13 protein-coding genes are annotated in these 17,859 nt (G+C 73.5%); 5 read left to right on the forward strand and 8 right to left on the reverse strand.

The window, feature by feature from the left end; translation table 11 throughout:
* Positions 1-101: 101 nt before the first annotated feature.
* From Asi03nite_RS06325 to Asi03nite_RS06345, 5 genes are read right to left on the reverse strand one after another with little or no spacing between them, the layout of a single operon-like run.
* The gene (locus tag Asi03nite_RS06325) at positions 102-1,379 is read right to left on the reverse strand and encodes a cytochrome P450 (protein WP_203677468.1); all 1,278 of its coding nucleotides are present in this window, start codon (positions 1,377-1,379) and stop codon (positions 102-104) included.
* Between the two features lie 29 nt (positions 1,380-1,408).
* Entirely contained in the window at positions 1,409-3,607 is a 2,199-nt protein-coding gene (locus tag Asi03nite_RS06330) for a glycoside hydrolase family 9 protein (protein ID WP_203677469.1), read from the reverse strand.
* A 13-nt stretch (positions 3,608-3,620) separates the two neighbouring features.
* The gene (locus tag Asi03nite_RS06335) at positions 3,621-4,877 is read right to left on the reverse strand and encodes an ATP-grasp domain-containing protein (RefSeq protein WP_203677470.1); all 1,257 of its coding nucleotides are present in this window, start codon (positions 4,875-4,877) and stop codon (positions 3,621-3,623) included.
* A 15-nt stretch (positions 4,878-4,892) separates the two neighbouring features.
* Positions 4,893-5,594 (reverse strand): alpha/beta hydrolase, encoded by a 702-nt coding sequence (locus Asi03nite_RS06340; protein ID WP_203677471.1) that lies wholly within the window; start codon positions 5,592-5,594, stop codon positions 4,893-4,895.
* Between the two features lie 9 nt (positions 5,595-5,603).
* On the reverse strand, positions 5,604-6,737 hold the full coding sequence (locus tag Asi03nite_RS06345; RefSeq protein WP_203677472.1) for a tetratricopeptide repeat protein: 1,134 nt from the start codon (positions 6,735-6,737) through the stop codon (positions 5,604-5,606).
* Between the two features lie 253 nt (positions 6,738-6,990).
* On the opposite strand from Asi03nite_RS06345, the gene Asi03nite_RS06350 reads away from it, so the two are divergent.
* Positions 6,991-9,183: an ATP-binding protein gene (locus tag Asi03nite_RS06350; RefSeq protein ID WP_203677473.1), complete on the forward strand. Its 2,193-nt coding sequence runs from the start codon at positions 6,991-6,993 to the stop codon at positions 9,181-9,183.
* Here Asi03nite_RS06350 and Asi03nite_RS06355 read toward each other — a convergent pair.
* Together Asi03nite_RS06355 and Asi03nite_RS06360 are read right to left on the reverse strand one after the other, a co-directional pair.
* Positions 9,120-9,560, reverse strand: coding sequence for a response regulator (locus Asi03nite_RS06355; RefSeq protein ID WP_203677474.1), 441 nt, complete (start codon positions 9,558-9,560; stop codon positions 9,120-9,122). The genes Asi03nite_RS06350 and Asi03nite_RS06355 overlap by 64 nt on opposite strands.
* A complete protein-coding gene (locus tag Asi03nite_RS06360; RefSeq protein WP_203677475.1) occupies positions 9,553-11,181 on the reverse strand; it encodes a PP2C family protein-serine/threonine phosphatase in 1,629 nt (542 codons plus the stop codon). Before Asi03nite_RS06360 ends, Asi03nite_RS06355 begins: the two co-directional genes overlap by 8 nt.
* A gap of 33 nt (positions 11,182-11,214) precedes the next feature.
* Here Asi03nite_RS06360 and Asi03nite_RS06365 point away from each other — a divergent pair, with 33 nt between their 5' ends.
* The 4 genes from Asi03nite_RS06365 (at position 11,215) to Asi03nite_RS06380 (ending at position 16,389) form a co-directional block, all read left to right on the forward strand.
* Positions 11,215-11,643, forward strand: a complete 429-nt coding sequence (locus Asi03nite_RS06365; protein WP_203677476.1) for a DUF5990 family protein — start codon at positions 11,215-11,217, stop codon at positions 11,641-11,643.
* A 190-nt stretch (positions 11,644-11,833) separates the two neighbouring features.
* A complete protein-coding gene (locus Asi03nite_RS06370; RefSeq protein ID WP_203677477.1) occupies positions 11,834-14,941 on the forward strand; it encodes a DEAD/DEAH box helicase in 3,108 nt (1,035 codons plus the stop codon).
* Entirely contained in the window at positions 14,934-15,737 is an 804-nt protein-coding gene (locus Asi03nite_RS06375; protein WP_203677478.1) for an SWIM zinc finger family protein, read from the forward strand. The genes Asi03nite_RS06370 and Asi03nite_RS06375 overlap by 8 nt, the downstream gene beginning before the upstream one ends.
* A 79-nt stretch (positions 15,738-15,816) precedes the next feature.
* Complete coding sequence (locus Asi03nite_RS06380; RefSeq protein ID WP_203677479.1) at positions 15,817-16,389, forward strand: hypothetical protein; 573 nt, start codon at positions 15,817-15,819, stop codon at positions 16,387-16,389.
* 59 nt (positions 16,390-16,448) lie between these two features.
* On the opposite strand, the gene Asi03nite_RS06385 is transcribed toward Asi03nite_RS06380, so the two are convergent.
* A complete protein-coding gene (locus Asi03nite_RS06385; RefSeq protein ID WP_203677480.1) occupies positions 16,449-17,858 on the reverse strand; it encodes an SDR family NAD(P)-dependent oxidoreductase in 1,410 nt (469 codons plus the stop codon).
* Position 17,859 lies beyond the last annotated feature (1 nt).

Consider the following 17,859-nt stretch of genomic DNA (forward strand, 5'->3'; position numbering starts at 1 on the left):
GGCCGCCCGTTGCACGGCCGCCCCTGGTTGCCGGGTCGCGCGTTGCGCGGTTGCCGGGTCGCGCGTCCGTCGAGACGCGCCGCCACCGCCGGGTACGCCGGCTACGAGGTGCTCACCGGGGCTGACCGCGCGCCGGTCTTCTCGACGGCGACCGGCAGCGTGCGCGGGCCGCGGATGATGCCCGCGTCGCGGCGGCGCGACTGGCCGGCCCGGCGCAGTCCGGGCATCCGCTCGGCCAGCAGCCGCAGCGCGGTGCCCACCTCCAGCCGGGCCAGCGGCGCCCCCACGCAGTAGTGGATGCCGCTGGAGAAGGCCAGATGATCGGCCTCCGGGACACGGTGCAGGTCGAAACGCGTGGCGTCCGCGAACACCTCCGGATCCCGGTTCGCCCCGCCCAGCAGGCAGACCACGAACTCGCCACGCCGAATCGTCCGCCCGGCCAGCTCGACGTCCTCCCGGGCGCACCGCGAGGTCCGCTGCACGGGGGAGTCCCAGCGCAGCGTCTCCTCGACCGCCGCGTCGGCCAGCCCGGCCGGGTCGGCGCACAGCGCCTCCCACTGCTCCGGGTGGTCGAGCAACGCTTGCACCGCGTTGCCGATCAGGTTGACGGTGGTCTCGAAGCCGGCCACGAGCAGCAGCCGGCACATCGGCAGCACCTCGTGTGACTGGATCTGATCACCCTCGGCGGCCAGGATCCGGCTCACCGCGTCGTCCGCCGGCTGCCGGCGGCGCAGCTCGAACAGCCGGAGGAACACCTCGTCCAGCGCGTTGCTGGCGGCCATCAGCCGGGCCGCGTGCCGCAGCGAGCGGACCCCGTCCAGCGCGCTGCCGATCACCGCGCCGTGCTCGGCGAACGCATCGGTGTCCGCGTCCGGGATGCCCAGCAGATCGGAGATCACCGCGATCGGCAGCGGCGCGGCGAAGTCGCCCACCAGGTCGAACGTGCCTTTCGCGGCGGCCTGGTCGAGCAGGTCGCCGACCACCCGCTCGACGCGCGGGCGGTAGCCGGCGATCTGCTTGGGACTGAACGCCGGCTGCGCCACGCGGCGCAACCGGGTGTGCTCGGGTGGATCCTTGTCCAGCATCGACATGTCGATCTCGTCGCCCGGGGCGCCCCGCCCGTTCATCTCCACAGCGCTCGGGCCGAACCGCCGGTCCCGCAGCACGGCGTCGCAGACCTGGTGGGTCGCGGTGGCGTAGTTGCCGAGCAGGGTGGGGGCCATCGGCCCGCGTGCCCGGATCTCGTCGTAGATCGAGTACGGGTCGTCACGCCCCTCGGCCAGGTGCAGACGGGACAGTGGGTCCCGCCGCACCCGGCCCCAGTAGTTGATGGCGAGCTGGCGACGGTATAGCGCAACGGCGAAGGACAGAGCCTGCATACGCCGTACGCTACGCCATTTATGGTTATTTAGGACACTTCGGCCACGTACCCGCTCAGCCGGGCGAGTGCCGCGTTCCAGTTGATGGTCAACTCGTTGGTGGACCAGGACTGGATGTCGTCGATGTAGCAGAACTGGCCGACGCAGCCCTTGAGCTTCTCCTGCGCGAGCGGGTCCTGGATCGACGAGTTCGGCCCGCCGGCCAGGCTGCCCACCGGCGGGTGCGGCAGCGCCGGGTCGAGCTGGTGGGCGTACCAGCGGCTGTGCTCGTTCTGCGCGCTGACCTCGCCGTACCCGGTGACGAACGAGATGTTCAGCGCGTTGCGGCCGAGCAGCCAGTCCAGCCCGGTCAGCACGCCGTCGCGGTAGCGGTCACGGCCGGTCAGCTGGTGCGCGGCTGTGATCACCACCAGGTTGTTGGCGACGATGCTGGCCGAGCCCCAGTCCCAGACGTTGTTCGCCGGGGCGTAGGCGACCCCGTACGGGTGCGCCTGCTGGATCGCCAGGTACTTCTCCGCGCCGGCGATCACCTGGGCCTTGACCGTGTCGAGTCCGGGCAGCCGGTTCGGGATCAGCGCGAGGTCGATCTTCGCGGCCGCCGCGGTGGACGCCCAGTCGAACGCGACCGGCCCGAAGACGTCAGCGGTGTGCTCCGGCGAGGTGGTGACGTCTGTGGCGTACTGCTTCCCGCCGGTGGTCAGGAAGAGCTCGGCGGCCGCCCAGTAGAAGTCGTCGGAGACCTTCGTGTCGTTGTACGCGCCGCCGCCGACCCCGTCGGACTCCGGCGCCAGGACGATGGGGTGGGTCTTCGCGGCGGTGTACGCCTTCTTCGCGGCGGCCAGCGCGCGCCGCGCGAACGCCGGGTCGTAGCGAAGGTAGACGCGCGCCGCCTGCGCCGCGGTGGCCGCCAGGTTCAGCGTCGCCGCCGTCGACACGGGGTGCAGCTCGCGCGGCTGCGGGTCCTGCGAGGGCAGCAGCGGCAGGCCGGTCCAGGCCTGGTCGTGGATCTTGTGGTGCACCATGCCGTCCGGCGCCTGCATCCGGAGCAGGAAGTCCAGCTCCCAGCGGACCTCGTCGAGCAGATCCGGCGTGCGGTTACCGCTCTCCGGGATCGCCAGGTCCACCTGCCGCGCGCCGCGCGACTGCTCGAACTCGCCGAGCAGTTCCCAGACCGAGATCCCGCCGTTGACCACGTACTTGCCGTGGTCGCCGGCGTCGTACCAGCCGCCGCGGACGTCCAGCCGGTAGTCGCAGACGCCGGCCTGGCACGGGACGTTCCCGTCACCCTGGTTCGGGGCGACGTCGACGTGCCCGGCCGCGCGGCCGTACCCCGGCCGCAGGTCGTCGCGGATCTCGATGCCGGAGCGCTGGGTGTAGTAGAACTTCAGCGCGTCGGTGCGCAGCCGGTCGTAGGCGCCGCCGCCGATGTCGAACGGGCGGGACGTCTGGCCGTCCGCGGTGAGCGTGAAGCCCGTGCCGCCGCGGGTGTACCGGCTGAAGTCGATGGTGTGGACGTTCTGGCCGGAACTGGCGTCGACGCCGCGCGGTGTGGTCGTACCCCGGGCGACCGGCCGCTGGTTCCTGTCGTTGAGGACCCAGGGCAGGGCGGTGGTCGCGTCGGTGACCACCGTGGCGGCCTTCGGTCCGGAGGGCAGGTAGGCGACCTGGTTGACGCGCACGCGCGGACCGGTGTCCGGCTCGTAGGCCTCCGGCGGCACGCCGCCGACCAGCGAGACGTTGTCGACGCAGAAGCGCCACGGCTGGGCGCTGCCGCCCACCTGGAAGGCCACCTGGCCCTGGGCGGTGCTGGTGGAGGCGGTGAACGTGTACTCGTAGTGCTGCGGGTCGCCGCCGCCGAGGACCGGTGACTGCTCGACATAGGTGTCGTAGGGACTGACCGCGAGCCCGGTGATCGCCCGGACGACGTGCCCGGCGTCCCCGGACGCGTCGAAACTGAACCGGTACGTCTCACCGGCGACCAGGTCGATGTCGTTCTGCCCGATCGCGGCGTCCCAGCGGTTGGTGGTCCCGCCGGGCACGTCCACACAGGCGCGGCCGCCGGAGAGGCCGATCGGCATGCCCGAGGTGGACCAGAACGGGTCGGCGGTGCCGTCGAATCCGCCGTTGACCACCTGCTCCACCTCGTCGGCGAGAGCCGGGACGGCGGCGCCGGCGAGGAGCAGGGCGGAGGTCGCGGCAATGACGCGGGAGCGCTCCCATAGATGCATGGGGACATACTGATTACTGACGTGTTGCCGCGTCAACGCCTTGGTCACGGATCCAGGCATCGATCAGGCCACCGAAGTGGGCGAGGAACTTCTCGTGCTCGTGCACCGGGTACATCGCCCGGACCGTCTCGCGCAGCAGCGAGCGGAACTCCTCCGAGGTCACCCAGTCGTAGACGATCTCGTCCACGTTGCTCAGGTGCTTGTCGCAGAACTCCCGGTAGCGGTCCACCTCGAAATACCTGTCGGCGAGTTCCCGGTACCCGGCGAGCTTCTCCCGGTATGACCGATCCGGATCATCGGCAACCGCGAAGTAGTCGGCCGTGTCGGTGTCCAGGCGCATCCGCCGCCCGGTCACCACGCAGAACACCGTCCAGCGCAGCAGCGCGGTCATCGCCCACGGGAAGTAGTAGTGCAGCGAGGTCAGCGCCACGTCCGGACACGCGTTCGCGTAGTCGATCGGGTGCACGTCGTCGCCGCGCACCAGCGCCTCGCACGAGTTGAACTCCCACCGGAAGAACGCGTTGACCAGCTGCGACACCGCCACCACCTCGTGGCCCGCGGAGTCCGACAGGAAGTTGTGGTCCACCTCGTAGCGGGCGTGCATCGGCTGGTCCGGCCGGAACCGCATCACCATCGTCTCCGGGCCGATGGTCAGCGAGCGGGCGAACACGTCGTAGTCCTCGACCGACGCCTGCAGGTGCATCAGCCGCTCGCCGGACGCGTCGTAGGCGGCGTGCAGCTCGTCCGCGTTGCGGATCTTCGAGACGCCCACCCAGGCGCCGCCGTCGTACGGCTTCATGTAGAGCGGATAGCCGATCGAGGCGGCCGTCGCCTCCAGGTCGAACGGCCGGTTGTACCGGGTCGCGGTGTACGCCCACCGCGAGTTGTCCAGCGGGTTCTTGAACGGCACCAGCACCGTCTCCGGCACCTTGAGCCCGAGCCGCATCATCGCGCAGTACGCCGCGTGCTTCTCCATCGACTGGAACGTGAACGGGCTGTTCAGCAGGTACACCCCGTCCATCAGGGCGATCTTCTTGAGCCACTCCCGGGGGTGGTAGTACCAGTACGCCAGGCGGTCGATGACCAGCCTGTGCCGTGGCTTGTCACGCAGGTTGAACGGCTCGACGGTGACCCGCACCGGGCGGGCCCGATGCGAGCGCCCGTCCGGCGACCCGACCGTGCCGAGCCGGCGCAGCAGGGACTCGTAGGCGCGTGGCCAGTCGTCCTCGGTGCCCAGCAGAAGTCCGATGGTGTGCTCGACGTCGGCCACGGTCGCCTCCTTTGTCTAGTCCGGCCAGGCTTTGCCCAGCAGGGTGGTCAGGTGTGGATCCAGGGCGCCGCGCCAGGTGGCCCAGTCGTGGCCGCCCGGGCCGACGGCGAAGGTCAGCGGGTACCCCTGTTGACGCAGGGCATCCGCCATGTCCCTGTTGTTCGCCAGGTTGTCCTCGGCGTCGCCGCAGGTCAGCGTCGTGGGGACGGCCGGGCCGCGGTGGGCGGTGAGCACCCGGCGGACGTACCGGATGATCCGCGACCAGCGCACGAATCCGGACTCCTGGCGGTCGTACCGCGGTTGGAAGTAGCTGCCGGACTGCAGGAACAGGCCGGCGAAGCCGGCCGGGCGGGTGCGCTGGGCGTGCAGCATGGCCAGAGCGCCGAGGCTGACGCCGGCGCCGACGGCGGGGCGGGCGCCCAGGCGCGAGCGCAGACGGGGGAGGATGTCGTTGCCGAGCGCTTCGGCGTACGCGGGACAGGCCGAGTACCAGTGGTCGCGCTCACCCGGCCGGTCCCCGGGCGGCAGCAGGACCAGGTGGTACCGTCCGCACCGGGCGGCGTGCTCGGCCAGCCCGCCGCGCAGCTGGTACTCCGGGCCGTCGTGGGCGATCAGCAGGCGGTCGGTGTCCTGGGCCGGGGACCAGACCCGGGCGGTGATCGAGGAGCGCAGGGCGGGCAGCGGGAGGCGGATCCGTCGCCAGCGGGCCGCTCCCATGAACGTACGTTAACGCCGCGCCGTGATTTTCGCCGGGTTCTTCGGCCCGGCCGGGGTTCCTTCCGGTTTCGGGCCGGCTGTCTCGTTCGTTCCCCGGCCTCTCTCCGCCCGGGCGTGCCGGCCGTGGCTGGTCTCGTTCGTCGGGTGGCCCCTCTCCGTGATGTCGCGGTGCGCCGGGCCGGCGTTCGTCGCTTTCGTTCTGACCGTTGTCGCTTCGGTTCCGGCGGCCGTCCCGCCGATCTCGGCGATCCGCGCGGCGACGTCCTCGATCAGCGCCGGGTCGCCGGTGGCCGTCGCGGCGGCCAGCAGCGTGTGCAGCGCCGCGGTGTGCCGGTCCAGCGGGCACTCCGGCAGCAGCGCCGGCAGCCGCGCGGTCATCAGCTCCACGGCGGCCCGGGGATGCCCGCCGCGCCGGTACAGGAAATCGCCGCGCATGGTGACCGCCTCCAGCGCGTTCTCCGGGGCGATCGCGTGGTGGGCCGCCACCTCGGCGGCGTGCCGGGTCAGCCGGTCCATCCGCTCGGCGTCGGAGCGCATCTCCGCGGCGTCCGCACGATTCAGCACCGAGCGCAGGTAGTCGTCGACCGCCTCGGGCAGCACGCTGCGGAACAGCCGCTCGGCCGCGGCGAAGTAGCGTTCCGCCTCGCGGAGGTGGGTGTCCGCTTCCGATGGTCTTCTCCGTACCCCTCGCCCGTCCTCGCCGAGGTGGCCGTTCCCGCCACCGCCGCCGTCCGGCCCTGCCTGCGCGTGGCCGGCCGGCGCGTCCCCCGGCGGTGTCCCCTTGTCGCCTCCGCCCGGGGCCGCGCGGCGGGACAGCTCGACCTCGACGACGCCGAGGTTGTCGTAGGTGATGGCCCGTCCGACCGGATCGCCGACCAGGGGACCCACCGCCAGCGATCGCACCAGGCAGCGCCGGGCCCGGGCGAAATCCCCCTGGGCGTACGCGGTCAGTGCCAGATTGTTGAGAATCGCCGAGTGGGTGCCGGGATCGGGCTCTTTCACGCCTGCGAGCGTCTCCAGCGCGCGCTCGAAGTGCGCGGCCGCTTCCCCCGGCCGGCCGGCCCGGCGCAGCATCTCCCCGCGCTCGTTCTCCGCGGCCGCGATGGTGCCGGCGGCGTTCGCGCTCCGGTAGATCTCCGCCACCCGACCTCCAGTCCCCACCAGTATTCGTGATCAAGTATAAAAAACCACAAACCCGAAAAATCCCCCAACCGCCGGTTGTCCCCCCAGTCAGCCACGCCGGCGCGGCTGGCCGTCAGCGGTGTCCCGGGGGCTCCGGAGCGACCTCTCACCGCCAGCCGAGCCGGCGCGGCCGGGCGTTCAGGGGGCGCCGGTCCGCGCCACCTCGTGGCGGGTGAGTGCTCGGGCCGGGCCGGGCGGTGGGTAGGGTCGCGGGATGAGCGATGCCCCCGGATGGCTCTCCGAACGGGCGGCCGCCGCCGAACGCGAGACCGGCACCACCTTCGATCTCACCGCCTGCGTCCGCGAGCCGATCCACCGCCTCGGCGGCGTCCAGTCGCACGGCGCGCTGATCGCGGTCCGCGACGGCCGGATCGCGGTGCTCAGTGCCAACGCGGAGGCCCTGCTCGGCGCGGACCGGCTGCTGGGCGCGCCGATCGACAGGCTGATCGACGGCGAGCAGCTGACCCGGCTCCGGCACCTGGCCGACGCGGACACCGGGCAGACCGGGATGATGCCCGTCCGGGTGTCCGGGACGGGTCAGCGATTCGACGTGACGGTGCACCGCGCCGAGGGCCATCTGGTGCTGGAGTTCGAGCCGGGCACCGCGACCGGGGACGAGTTCGGGGCGTTCGCGGTGCCGGTGCGGCAGGCGCTGATGCGGCTGCAGCGGGCCGGCACGGTGACCGAGGCGGTGCGGGCCGCGGTCCGCGAGATCAAGACCATCACCGGGTACGACCGGGTCGTCGCCTACCGGTTCGAGTCGGTCGACGGTCCCGGCGAGGTGATCGCCGAGGACGTGGCCGGCGACCGGGAACCCTGGCTGGGCCTGTGGTTCCCGGCCACCGACATCCCGCCGCAAGCCCGCAAGCTCTACGAACGCAACTGGATCCGGGTCATCGCGGACGTCGGCGACGCCACCGCGCGGCTGGTGCCGGAGGCGCTGCCGGAGACCGGGGAGCCGCTCGATCTGTCGCTGTCGGTGCTGCGCACGGTCTCCCCGTTCCACCTGGAGTACCTGCGCAACATCGAGGTCACCTCGTCGATGTCGGTGTCGCTGCTCTCCGGCGACCGGCTCTGGGGGCTGATCGCCTGCCACGGGCGGGCCGCCAAGGCGCTCGGCCCGCAGGTCCGGGCGGCCTGCGAGTTCTTCGGCGTGGCGCTCTCGCTGCACCTGGCCTCGCTGCGGGAACGCGACGAGGCGACGGCCCGGGAGCGGTCCCGGATCGCCATCGCCCGCCTGCTGGAGCGGATCTCGGTGGACCTCTCCGGCGGGCTGTCCCCGGCCGGGCTCGGCGAGGTCGTCGAGTGCGACGCGGTGGCCGTGCGGTCCGGCGGGACGGTCACGGTGTCCGGAGCGACACCGGTCGAGGCCGTCGAGCAACTACTGGCCGGTGTGCCGCCGAGGGAGCTCTGGCACAGCGACCGGCTGGGCGGCGACCACCTGGCCGGGGCGCTGGTGCTGCCGGTGGGCGCGGACGGGGACTGCGTCGCCTGGCTACGCGCCGAGCGGACGGTGGCGCGGCGGTGGGCGGCGGATCCGCGTACACCTGTGGTCCTCGGGCCGAGCGGGCGGCGGCTGACCCCGCGCGGGTCGACAGCGGTGTTCCTGGCGACCGTGCGTGGCCGCAGCACCCCGTGGTCGGCGAACGATCTGGCGATGGCTACCGAGCTGGGCCGCTCGCTCACCGAGATCGCCCTGGGCCAGGCGCACCGGCTGGCCGCGCTGAACACCGAGCTCACCCGCAGCAACGTGGACCTGGACTCGTTCGCCCATGCGGCCGCGCACGACCTGAAGGAACCGTTGCGCGGCATCGCCAACTACGCGACGTTCATCGCCGAGGACACCGCGGGGCGGCTGGACGAGCTGACCGTACGCCGCCTGGAGTCCATCCAGCGCCTGGCCGGCCGGATGAACGAACTGCTCAACGCGCTGCTCTACTACTCCCGGCTGGGCCGCACCGACCTGCGCCGGGAGCCGGTCGAGCTGCGCGACGCGGTGGCCCGGGCGCTGGAGGTGGCCGGCCCGCGGCTGGAGGCGGCAGGCGTGAGCGTGGAACTGGCCGGCGACCCGCCGCCGATCGTCGCGGACCCGGTCCTGCTCGACGAGATCCTGGTCAACCTGCTGGTGAACGCGGCCAAGTACGCGCGGGACGAGGGGCCGCGCCGGGTGCTGGTCGGGGTGGAGCAGGCCGGGCCCACGCTGTTCGTCCAGGACAACGGCATCGGCATGCCGGAGCACCTGCGCGAGCAGGCGTTCGACCTGTTCCGCCGGCTGCACCCGGGCGCCGAGGGGTCGGGCGCCGGGCTGGCCATCGTGCGCCGCATCGTCGAGCGGCACGGCGGTCAGGTCTGGGCCGCCGAGTCGCCGGGCGGCGGCACCACGATGCGCGCGACGTTCCCCCAGTAGTCCAGGGTCTGGCTCAGGACCGTCTGGAACAGGGCGAAGTTCATCGGCTTGTAGATGTAGCTGTCCGCGCCGGCCGCGTAGCAGGCGTCCGCCTCGGCCTGGTCCTCCGAGGACGTGAACACCACGATCCGGATCCGGTCGAACGCGGGATCGGCGCGGACCTGCCGGAGCACCGCGAGGCCGCCCTCGCCGGGCATGTTCAGGTCGAGCAGCATCAGGCCGGGCAGCGCCGCGCCGGGCGCGGTGAGCCGGGGCCACACCTCCGCGCCGGAGCGCAGGAACTCCCGGCGCAGCCCCGGGTGGGAGCGGCCGATCGCGCGCTCGATCGCCTCCACGTCCTCGGCGGAGTCCTCGACGACGAGGATCAGATCAGTCACGTGCGACCCCGATCGCCAGCACGGCTATGTCGTCCGCGGTGGTCACCCCGAACCGGGAGGCGGCCGAGCTCAGCTGCCGGACCACTGTCTCCGGCGGCGCGTCCCGGAGCCGCTCCAGGGCCTGCGGCAGCGCCGCGTCCTGGAACATCCGGCCGTCGGGGGCCCGGCTCTCGGTCAGCCCGTCGGTGTACATCACCAGGGTGTCGCCGGGCCCGAGCCGCAGCCGGGACCGGCCCACCCGTAGTTCGGGCAGCACGCCGATCGGCGTGCCGCCGCCCCGGCCGGTCTCCGCGGGCGCGCCGCGGCGAAGGACCAGCGGCGGCGGGTGCCCGCAGGACATCCACTGCACCGTGCAGCCCCGGGGGTCGGTGCGCAACAGCGCGACCCCGGCGGTGAGGAACCGCCACGAGCCCTCCCGGCGCAGCGAGGCGTTCAGCCGTCCGAGCGCGCGGGCCGGCGACAGCCCCTCCTGCAGGAGCGCGCCCAGCGTGTGCCGGGCCATCCCGGTCAGCGCGGCGGCGTCCACGCCGCGGCCGCAGACGTCGCCGATCACGGCGCCGACCACGCCGTCCGCGCGCACCACCACGTCGTAGAAGTCGCCGCCGACCTCCATCACCCGGTCGCCGACGGTGTACGAGGCGGCGACCTCCAGCCCGTCCACGACCGGCAGCCGCCGTGGCAACAGGTGCTGCTGCATCGCCACCACCTCGCGCCGGCGCTGCTCGTAGAGCTCGCCGTTGTCCAGCGCGAGCGCGGCCCGGTGCGCCAGGTCGTGGAGGAACTGCGCGGGCGGCACGTCCCCGGCGTTCCGCTCGAACATGAAGATCAATACTCCGGAGGTACGGCCGCGGGCCCGCAACACCTGCACGTCCACGAACCGGGTCCCGGGCACGATCCCCTCGGCGCGGGCCGGCCGCCGGTCCGGTGCGGCGACCGCCTCGGCGGCGAGTGTCTCCAGCCGCGCGGCCACCTCGTCGTCGGCGAGCAGCGCGGCCAGCCGGCGCATGTCGATGTGCACCGCGCTGCGCAGCTCCGGTCCCTTGTCGTCGCAGAGGTAGACCAGGCAGCCCTCGGCGATCGCGGGCACCGCCATCCGGGCCACCCGGCCCATCGTCTGCGTCCGGTCCAGCACCGCGTCCATCTGCAGCGACGCCTCGGCCAGCAGCGCGTCGCGGATCTGCTGGCCCTGCTCGGCCCGGTGCGCGGCGAGCCGCCGGATCGCCTCCCGGGTGACGTCGGCCACCTGGTGCAGGCAGGTCCGCGCGTGGTCCCGGTCGCCGGTCCCGTCGAGCAGCACCATCATGGTCCCGCCGACGTCGCCGGGGGCGTCGAACCGGGTGACCACCACGTCGTGCACGCCGTGCGCGGCCAGCCAGTCCGGATCGGCCTCGCCGGTCGCCTCCAGAGCGCGGGCCACCAGGTGGCCCACGCTCTCCGGGGGCAGCCCGGCCCACCGGAAGACGCTCGTGGTGTGCCGCAGCCCCCAGGCGCCGACCGCGCCGGGGATCTCCAGCAACGGCGGCAGCACCAGGTCCGCTAGCTGCTCCCGCGACGTGATGGTGGCCACCGAGGCCCAGAGGCGATGGATCGTCGCCGCCCAGTCCCGCTGCTCCGTGGTCACGGGTGGCGACTGTACAGGCTCTATCGTCGTCGGATGCGGATCCGGATCGAGGGGCAGGACCTGCCGCAGTCGCCCGAGCTGAGGCTCAACCGGGTGCACGTCGGGATGCAGCGCCAACGCGAGGTGGTCGGCCGGGTGCCGGTGACCGCCGGGCACGCGGTCTGGGAGCTCGAGGTGACCGCCCGGGAGGTGGACGGGCTGCTCGACGTCGGCGGCCCCTGGGTGCACGGCTCACCCGGCGCCCGCTTCCTCTATCTGAGCTGGGGCGCGGTGGACGGGGACGGCGAGTTCGCGATGTTCCGGCGGGCCAAGCTCATGTTCGGCGACATCCCCGGGGAACTGCTGCGGGCCGCCTTCGAGGACCGCGGCGTGCTGGCCGGCCGGCTGGGCCTGACCGACGAGGCGGGCGGCCCGCGCTGCGCGCGTGTCCGCCCGCCCGTGATCACCTGGTCCCTGGAATGACCCCGCGGCGTTTCCGGGCAGTCGTCCGCGTCCCGCGGCCGGCCTCCCGGGGGAAAGTGTCGGTGGGGCGGCCTAGAGTCGGGCCCGTGCTGAAGCTCTTCGTCGCCGGGACCGCGCCGGGTGGCCGGATGGCGGCGGTCCGTGCCGCGGTCGCGGTCCGCCGCCGGCCGAGGACCATCGAGGTGTACGGGTGAGCACCGTCCTGCCCACCGGCGAGCCCGGCGTCCGGGTGCTGCACGGGTTCGTGAGCCGCGACGGCACGCTGAACCTGTGGGCCGAGGACGGCGCGCCGGGCGCTGTGCCGGCGGCGGAGGGCCGGAGTTCGTCAGGTGCCGCGCCGGCGGATGGCAGGGGTGTGCCGGGTGCCGTGCCGGCGCCGGGGCGAGGTGTGCCGGGCGGTGGCCGGGGCGTGCCGTGGCATCCGTTCGCGGTGCCGGCCGCGGAGTTGCCGGCCGGGGAGCGGCGCGAGCCCGCCCTGTTGACCCTGCCGTCGACCGGGGCCGGTCCGTTGCCGTCGCCGCAGGTCGGCGTGCCGCCCCGGCGGGGGGTGCGCCGCGCCCGGGTGTGGCGGGTGCCCGCGGTCGGCGTGCCGTTCCTCGACGCCGACCTGGCCGCCGAGTTCGACGGCCGGGTCTCGCCGGGCGTGCGCTGGCTGATCGAGCTGTGCGGGTTCGCCGCGAGCCTGGTCCGGCGCGGCCGGGTGCTGCCCGGCGTGCGGCTCGACGGGGCCCGCCCGAAGGCGTGGTGGCGACCGGTTCTGATCGGCGCCGACGCGGCTCGCCACGCCGTCCTGCTGGAGCGCATGCCGCCCGCCTGCCGGGCCGGGACCGCGTCCGGCGCCGAGCCGCGCCCGGCCCGCCGCGACGACCGCGGGACCGGCGCCGCCGGGGCGGCGGAGCTGGTCTCCGCCGCCTTGGAGCGGCTGGTCGACGGCCTGGTGCGGACCCGGCTGGCGGAGACCGGGGTGACGCTCGCCGACAGCGGCTGGCTGGCCGCGCTGACCGGCGAGCCGGAGTTCCACGCGCCGCACGACGAGCTGGACGAGCTGATCCGCGCGCTGGACGCGTGGTTCGCGCAGGCGGCCCGCGGGTCCGAGGTACGGGTCTGCTTCCGGCTCAGCGACCCGCGTGAGCACGAGCCGGCCGTCCCCGGCGAGGTGCGGCTGCCCGAGGGCGCGTGGCGGCTGGAGTTCCTGCTGCAGGCGGCGGACGAGCCGAGCGTGCTGGTGCCGGCCGCCGACGTGTGGCGCGACTCGTCCGCCCCGCTGCGCCGGTGGACCGCGCACCCGCAGGAACGCCTGCTCGCCGGGCTGGGCCGGGCCGCCCGGCTCTACCCGGCGCTCGGCGACGCGCTGCGCGAGGCCCACCCGGCGGAGATGATCCTGGACACCGAGGGTGCGCACGGCTTCCTCAGCCACGCCGGGCTGTTGCGGGAGGCGGGCTACGGCGTTCTGCTGCCGGCCTGGTGGCGGCGCGGTCCCGGGCTCGGGCTGGCGCTGCGGGTGCGCAGCCCGGAGCCGATCGCCCGGGTGCTGCGCGACCGCACGGCCGGGCTGCGCGACCTCGTCGACTACGAGTGGGGGCTGTCGCTCGGCGGGCGCACCCTGACCGAGGACGATCTGGCCGACCTGGCGCAGGCCAAGGTGCCGCTGGTCCGGCTGCGCGGGCGGTGGGTGTTCCTGGACCCCGAGCGGCTGGCGGCCGGGCTGGCGTTCCTGCGCCGTGGCGGCGGGACCATGACGGCCGGGGACGCGCTGCGGGTGACCCGGCTGCTGCCGCCCGAGGAGCTGCCGCTGCCGGTGACCGACGCCCGGGGTGAGGGCTGGCTGGGGGACCTGCTCAGCGGCGAGCTGGACCAGCGGCTGGAGCTGCTCGATCCGCCCGCGGGGCTGAACACCGTGCTCCGGCCGTACCAGATCAGGGGTTTCTCCTGGCTTGCCTTCCTGGACTCGCTGGGTGTGGGCGCCTGCCTGGCCGACGACATGGGCCTCGGTAAGACCGTGCAGCTGCTGACCCTGCTGCTGCACCGGCGGGACGGGCCGGCGCTGCTGGTCTGCCCGCTGTCGGTGCTGGGGAACTGGCAGCGGGAGGCCGCGCGGTTCGCGCCGTCGCTGCGGGTGCGGGTACTGCACGGCGCCGACCGGGACCTCTCCTTCACCGGCGACGCCGATCTGGTGCTGACCACGTATGCGACGGCCGTGCTGGACGCGGACGCCCTCGCCGCGATCGCGTGGGACCGGGTGGTGCTGGACGAGGCGCAGCACATCAAGAACAGCGCGGGGGCGGCGGCCCGCGCGGTCCGACGGTTCCCGGCGCGCAACCGGATCGCGCTGACCGGCACCCCGGTGGAGAACCGGCTTGCCGAGCTCTGGTCCATCCTGGACTTCGTCAACCCGGGGCTGCTGGCGTCGGCGCACACCTTCCGCGCGCGGTTCGCGGTGCCGATCGAGAGGTACGAGGACGAGGAGGCCGCGGCGCGGTTGCGGCAGGCCACCCGGCCTTTCCTGCTGCGGCGCACCAAGGCGGACCCGGGGATCGCCGGCGACCTGCCGGCCAAGCGCAACGTCCGGCACCTGTGCGGGATGACCACCGAGCAGGTCAGCCTCTATCGGGCGGTGCTCGACGACCTGCTGGAGCGGCTCGCGGAGCCGGGCGGGACCCGGCGCAAGGGGCTGGTGCTGGCCGCGATGACCAAGCTGAAACAGGTCTGCGTGCATCCGGCGCTGCTGCTCAAGGACGCGTCGCCGCTGCCCGGCCGGTCCGGGAAGGTGGACCGGCTGGAGGAGATCGTGGACCGCGCTCTGGGGGCGGGCGAGAGCGTGCTGGTCTTCACCCAGTTCGCGAAGTTCGGCGGGATGCTGGCCCCGCACCTGGCCGCCCGGTTCGGGGTGCGGGTGCCGTTCCTGCACGGCGGGACGGCGCGCGGCGCCCGGGACGCGATGGTCGCCGGCTTCCAGCAGGCGGCGGAGCCGGGGGTGTTCGTGCTGTCGTTGAAGGCCGGCGGGACCGGGCTGAACCTCACCGCGGCCAATCACGTGGTGCACCTGGACCGGTGGTGGAACCCGGCCACCGAGACGCAGGCCAGCGACCGGGCGTTCCGGATCGGCCAGCGGCGTGACGTGCACGTGCACACGCTGGTCTGCCTGGGCACCCTGGAGGAGCGCATCGATCAGCTGCTGGCCGACAAGGGAGTGCTGGCGGAGCGGGTGGTGGGCTCCGGCGAGGGCTGGCTGACCGCGTTGTCCACGAGTGAGCTGCGCGACCTGGTCGCGCTGGCGCCGGAGGCGATCGTTGACTGACTTCGCGCCCGCCTTCCTGGGCATGTTCGAGTCGCTGCGGATGGGGCCCACGTTCGCGCGGGGCCGCCGCGACGAGCGGGCCGGGCACGTCCGCAGCCTCACCGTCTCCAGCAGCTTGGCCGTCGCCCTGGTCCGCGGCCCGGACGATGCTGTGGCGTTCCGGTCGCGCGTCGCGGTCCGTGCCTTCGGCGCCGCCGACTGGGCCCGGGTCGAGTCCGCGCTGGTCCAGGAGGCCCGTTTCGTGGCCGGCCTGCTCGACGGGCGGATGCCGGCGGGCATCGAGGCGGTGTTCGCCGGCGCCGGGCTGACCCTGCTGCCGCTGTCGCTGGACGAGGTGGCGATGGACTGCACCTGCGAGCGGTGGCCGATGCCGTGCGTGCACCTGGCGGCGACGGTCTACGCGCTGGCACGGGCTTTCGAGGCGGATCCGTTCGAGGTGTTCACCTGGCGCGGGCGGCATCGGGACGAGCTGCTGATGCGGTTGCGGCGGTTGCGCGAGGAAGCGGCGGTGAACGCCGCCGAGATGGCAGATAGTGCAAAAACGGCCAATCAGTCCGAAACCTCCCCTCCCGAGGAGTCGCCGCTGATCGATCCCGATGACCCCGACGCGTTCTGGGGCCGCTCTCTGGACCTCGGCGAATCCGCTGATCAAAGCATGTCCGGCGGCCGTTCCGACGCGCTGTTGGACCAGCTCGACCCGCCGCGGCTCGGCCACCACGGACGCCCGCTGACCGAGGTGCTCCGTCCGGCCTTCCGGCAGTTGGCCGACACTCCGGGGGTAGGTCGAACGGACTAGTTGGCCGGAAACGCCCAAACCGCCCGGACGGCCATGATGCGCTAGGCACGCAATGGCCATATGTCCGAAAAGGTGTGACATGAAGAAGGCAGAGCGTTTCCTGGCGCTGACCGGCATGAGCCTCGCCGCCGGCGCGATGATCGGCGTGAGCCCGGCGCAGGCCGCCCCGTCCGGCGGCGACGACGCCGTGCGGACCGCGGACTTCGGCAACGGGTACCTGATCGGCTACTACCGCACCCAGTGGTCGTGCGAGAAGGCCGGGTGGACCGGGACGCGGTACGGCGCCTGGACGTACTACGACTGCGCCCCGATCGAGGACGGCCGGCGCGGATGGATGTTCGAGCTGACCGTCGACCGGAACGCCTGGCAGTGGGACGAGTGGCGCGGGCAGTGGCCGGCGCAGTGGCCGTACCGGCCGGACCACGCGGGCCGGCCGTTCCCCGCCGGCGGCGGACCCGGGCCGCAGATGTGGCCGCAGGGTGACCGCGGCCGTCCGGTGGGCGACCGGGGCCGGCCCGCGGGCGATCACGGCGGTCCGGTGGGTGTCCGGGGCCGTCCAGTGGGCGACCGGGGCCGTCCGGTGGGTCACCGCGGGCGTCCGCAGACTCAGCCCCCGAAGGGCGTCCCGCCGCGGGACTGGCCGCGGCCGTAGGTTCCGCGGTTTCCCCGCGGCTTTCCGGGCCGCGCTCCCGCCAGGGGCGCGGCCCGATCTCACCAGTCGACCGGCGCGTAATCCTTGAGGAAGCAGCCGTACACGTCCTCGCCCTGCTCCCCGCGCACGATCGGGTCGTAGACCCGGGCCGCCCCGTCCACCAGGTCCAGCGGGGCGTGGAACCCCTCCTCGTGCAGCCGCATCTTGGTCGGGTGCGGCCGCTCGTCGGTGATCCAGCCGGTGTCCACACTGGTCATCAGGATGCGGTCGGCGAACATGTCGACGGCGCTGGTGCGGGTCAGCATGTTCAGCGCGGCCTTGGCCATGTTGGTGTGCGGGTGACCGGCGCCCTTGTAGCCACGGGCGAAGATGCCCTCCATGGCCGACACGTTCACGACGTACCGCCGCGGGAACTGTGATTGTGTCATCGCCGGCCGGAGCCGGCTGACCAGGATGAAGGGCGCCGTCACATTGCAGAGCTGGACCTCCAGCAACTCCAGCGGGTCGACCTCGTGCACCCGGTCGCTCCAGCTGTTCGTCGGGGTGGTGTCCGGCACCAGGCCGCCCGCGTCGATCGCCACCGATCGCGCGGTCAGCGCCAGCTCGGTGATCTGCTGCGCGGTCAGCGTGGAGGTCCCGGCGGTCAGCACCGCCGCCGGCGAACTGCCCGCGTTCCCGAAGTACTCCAGCTCGGGCAGCTTCCCGGCAGGCAGCGGCTCGGCCTCGGCGGCCGCGATCGCGGCGTAGGACCCGGCCGTCCGGCGCACCGTCTGCGCCGCGTTGTTGATCAGGATGTCCAGCGGCCCGCGCGCCGCCACCGACTCGGCCAGACCCACCACCTGCGCCGGGTCCCGCAGGTCGATCCCGACCACGTGCAGCCGGTCGATCCAGTCCGCGCTGTCCGGCATCGCGGTGAACCGCCGCACCGCGTCGTGCGGGAACCGCGTCGTGATCGTCAGGTCCGCGCCGTCCCGCAGCAGCCGCAGCGCGATGTACATCCCGATCTTCGCCCGCCCGCCGGTGAGCAGCGCCCGCCGCCCGGTCAGATCGGTCCGCGCGTCGCGCCGCTCGTGGTTGAGCTTGGCGCAGTCCGGGCAGAGCTGGTGGTAGAAGGCGTCCACGACGGTGTACCGCTGCTTGCACACGTAGCACCCGCGGGCCTGCTTGAGCACACCAGCGGTCGCCCCGGCGGTCGCGCTCCTCAGCGGGATCCCGGCGGTCTCGTCGTCGATGCGCCCCGGCGCCCCGGTCGCGGTCGCCGCGGTCACCGCCCGATCGTTGTCCAGGACGGCCTGCCGCCGGTCCTTGCGCCGCTGGATCTTCGCGGTCTTGAAGATCCCCGCGGTCGCGCGCCGCACCCGCACCGCGTCCGGATGCTCCACCGGCAGGGTCTCCACCTCGGCCAGGACGGCGAGGCAGACCGCCAGGCGGTCCGGATCCACGCCCAGGGTCGGGTCACTGCCGGTCATC

Source organism: Actinoplanes siamensis, from assembly GCF_016862395.1.
GTDB lineage: Bacteria > Actinomycetota > Actinomycetes > Mycobacteriales > Micromonosporaceae > Actinoplanes > Actinoplanes siamensis.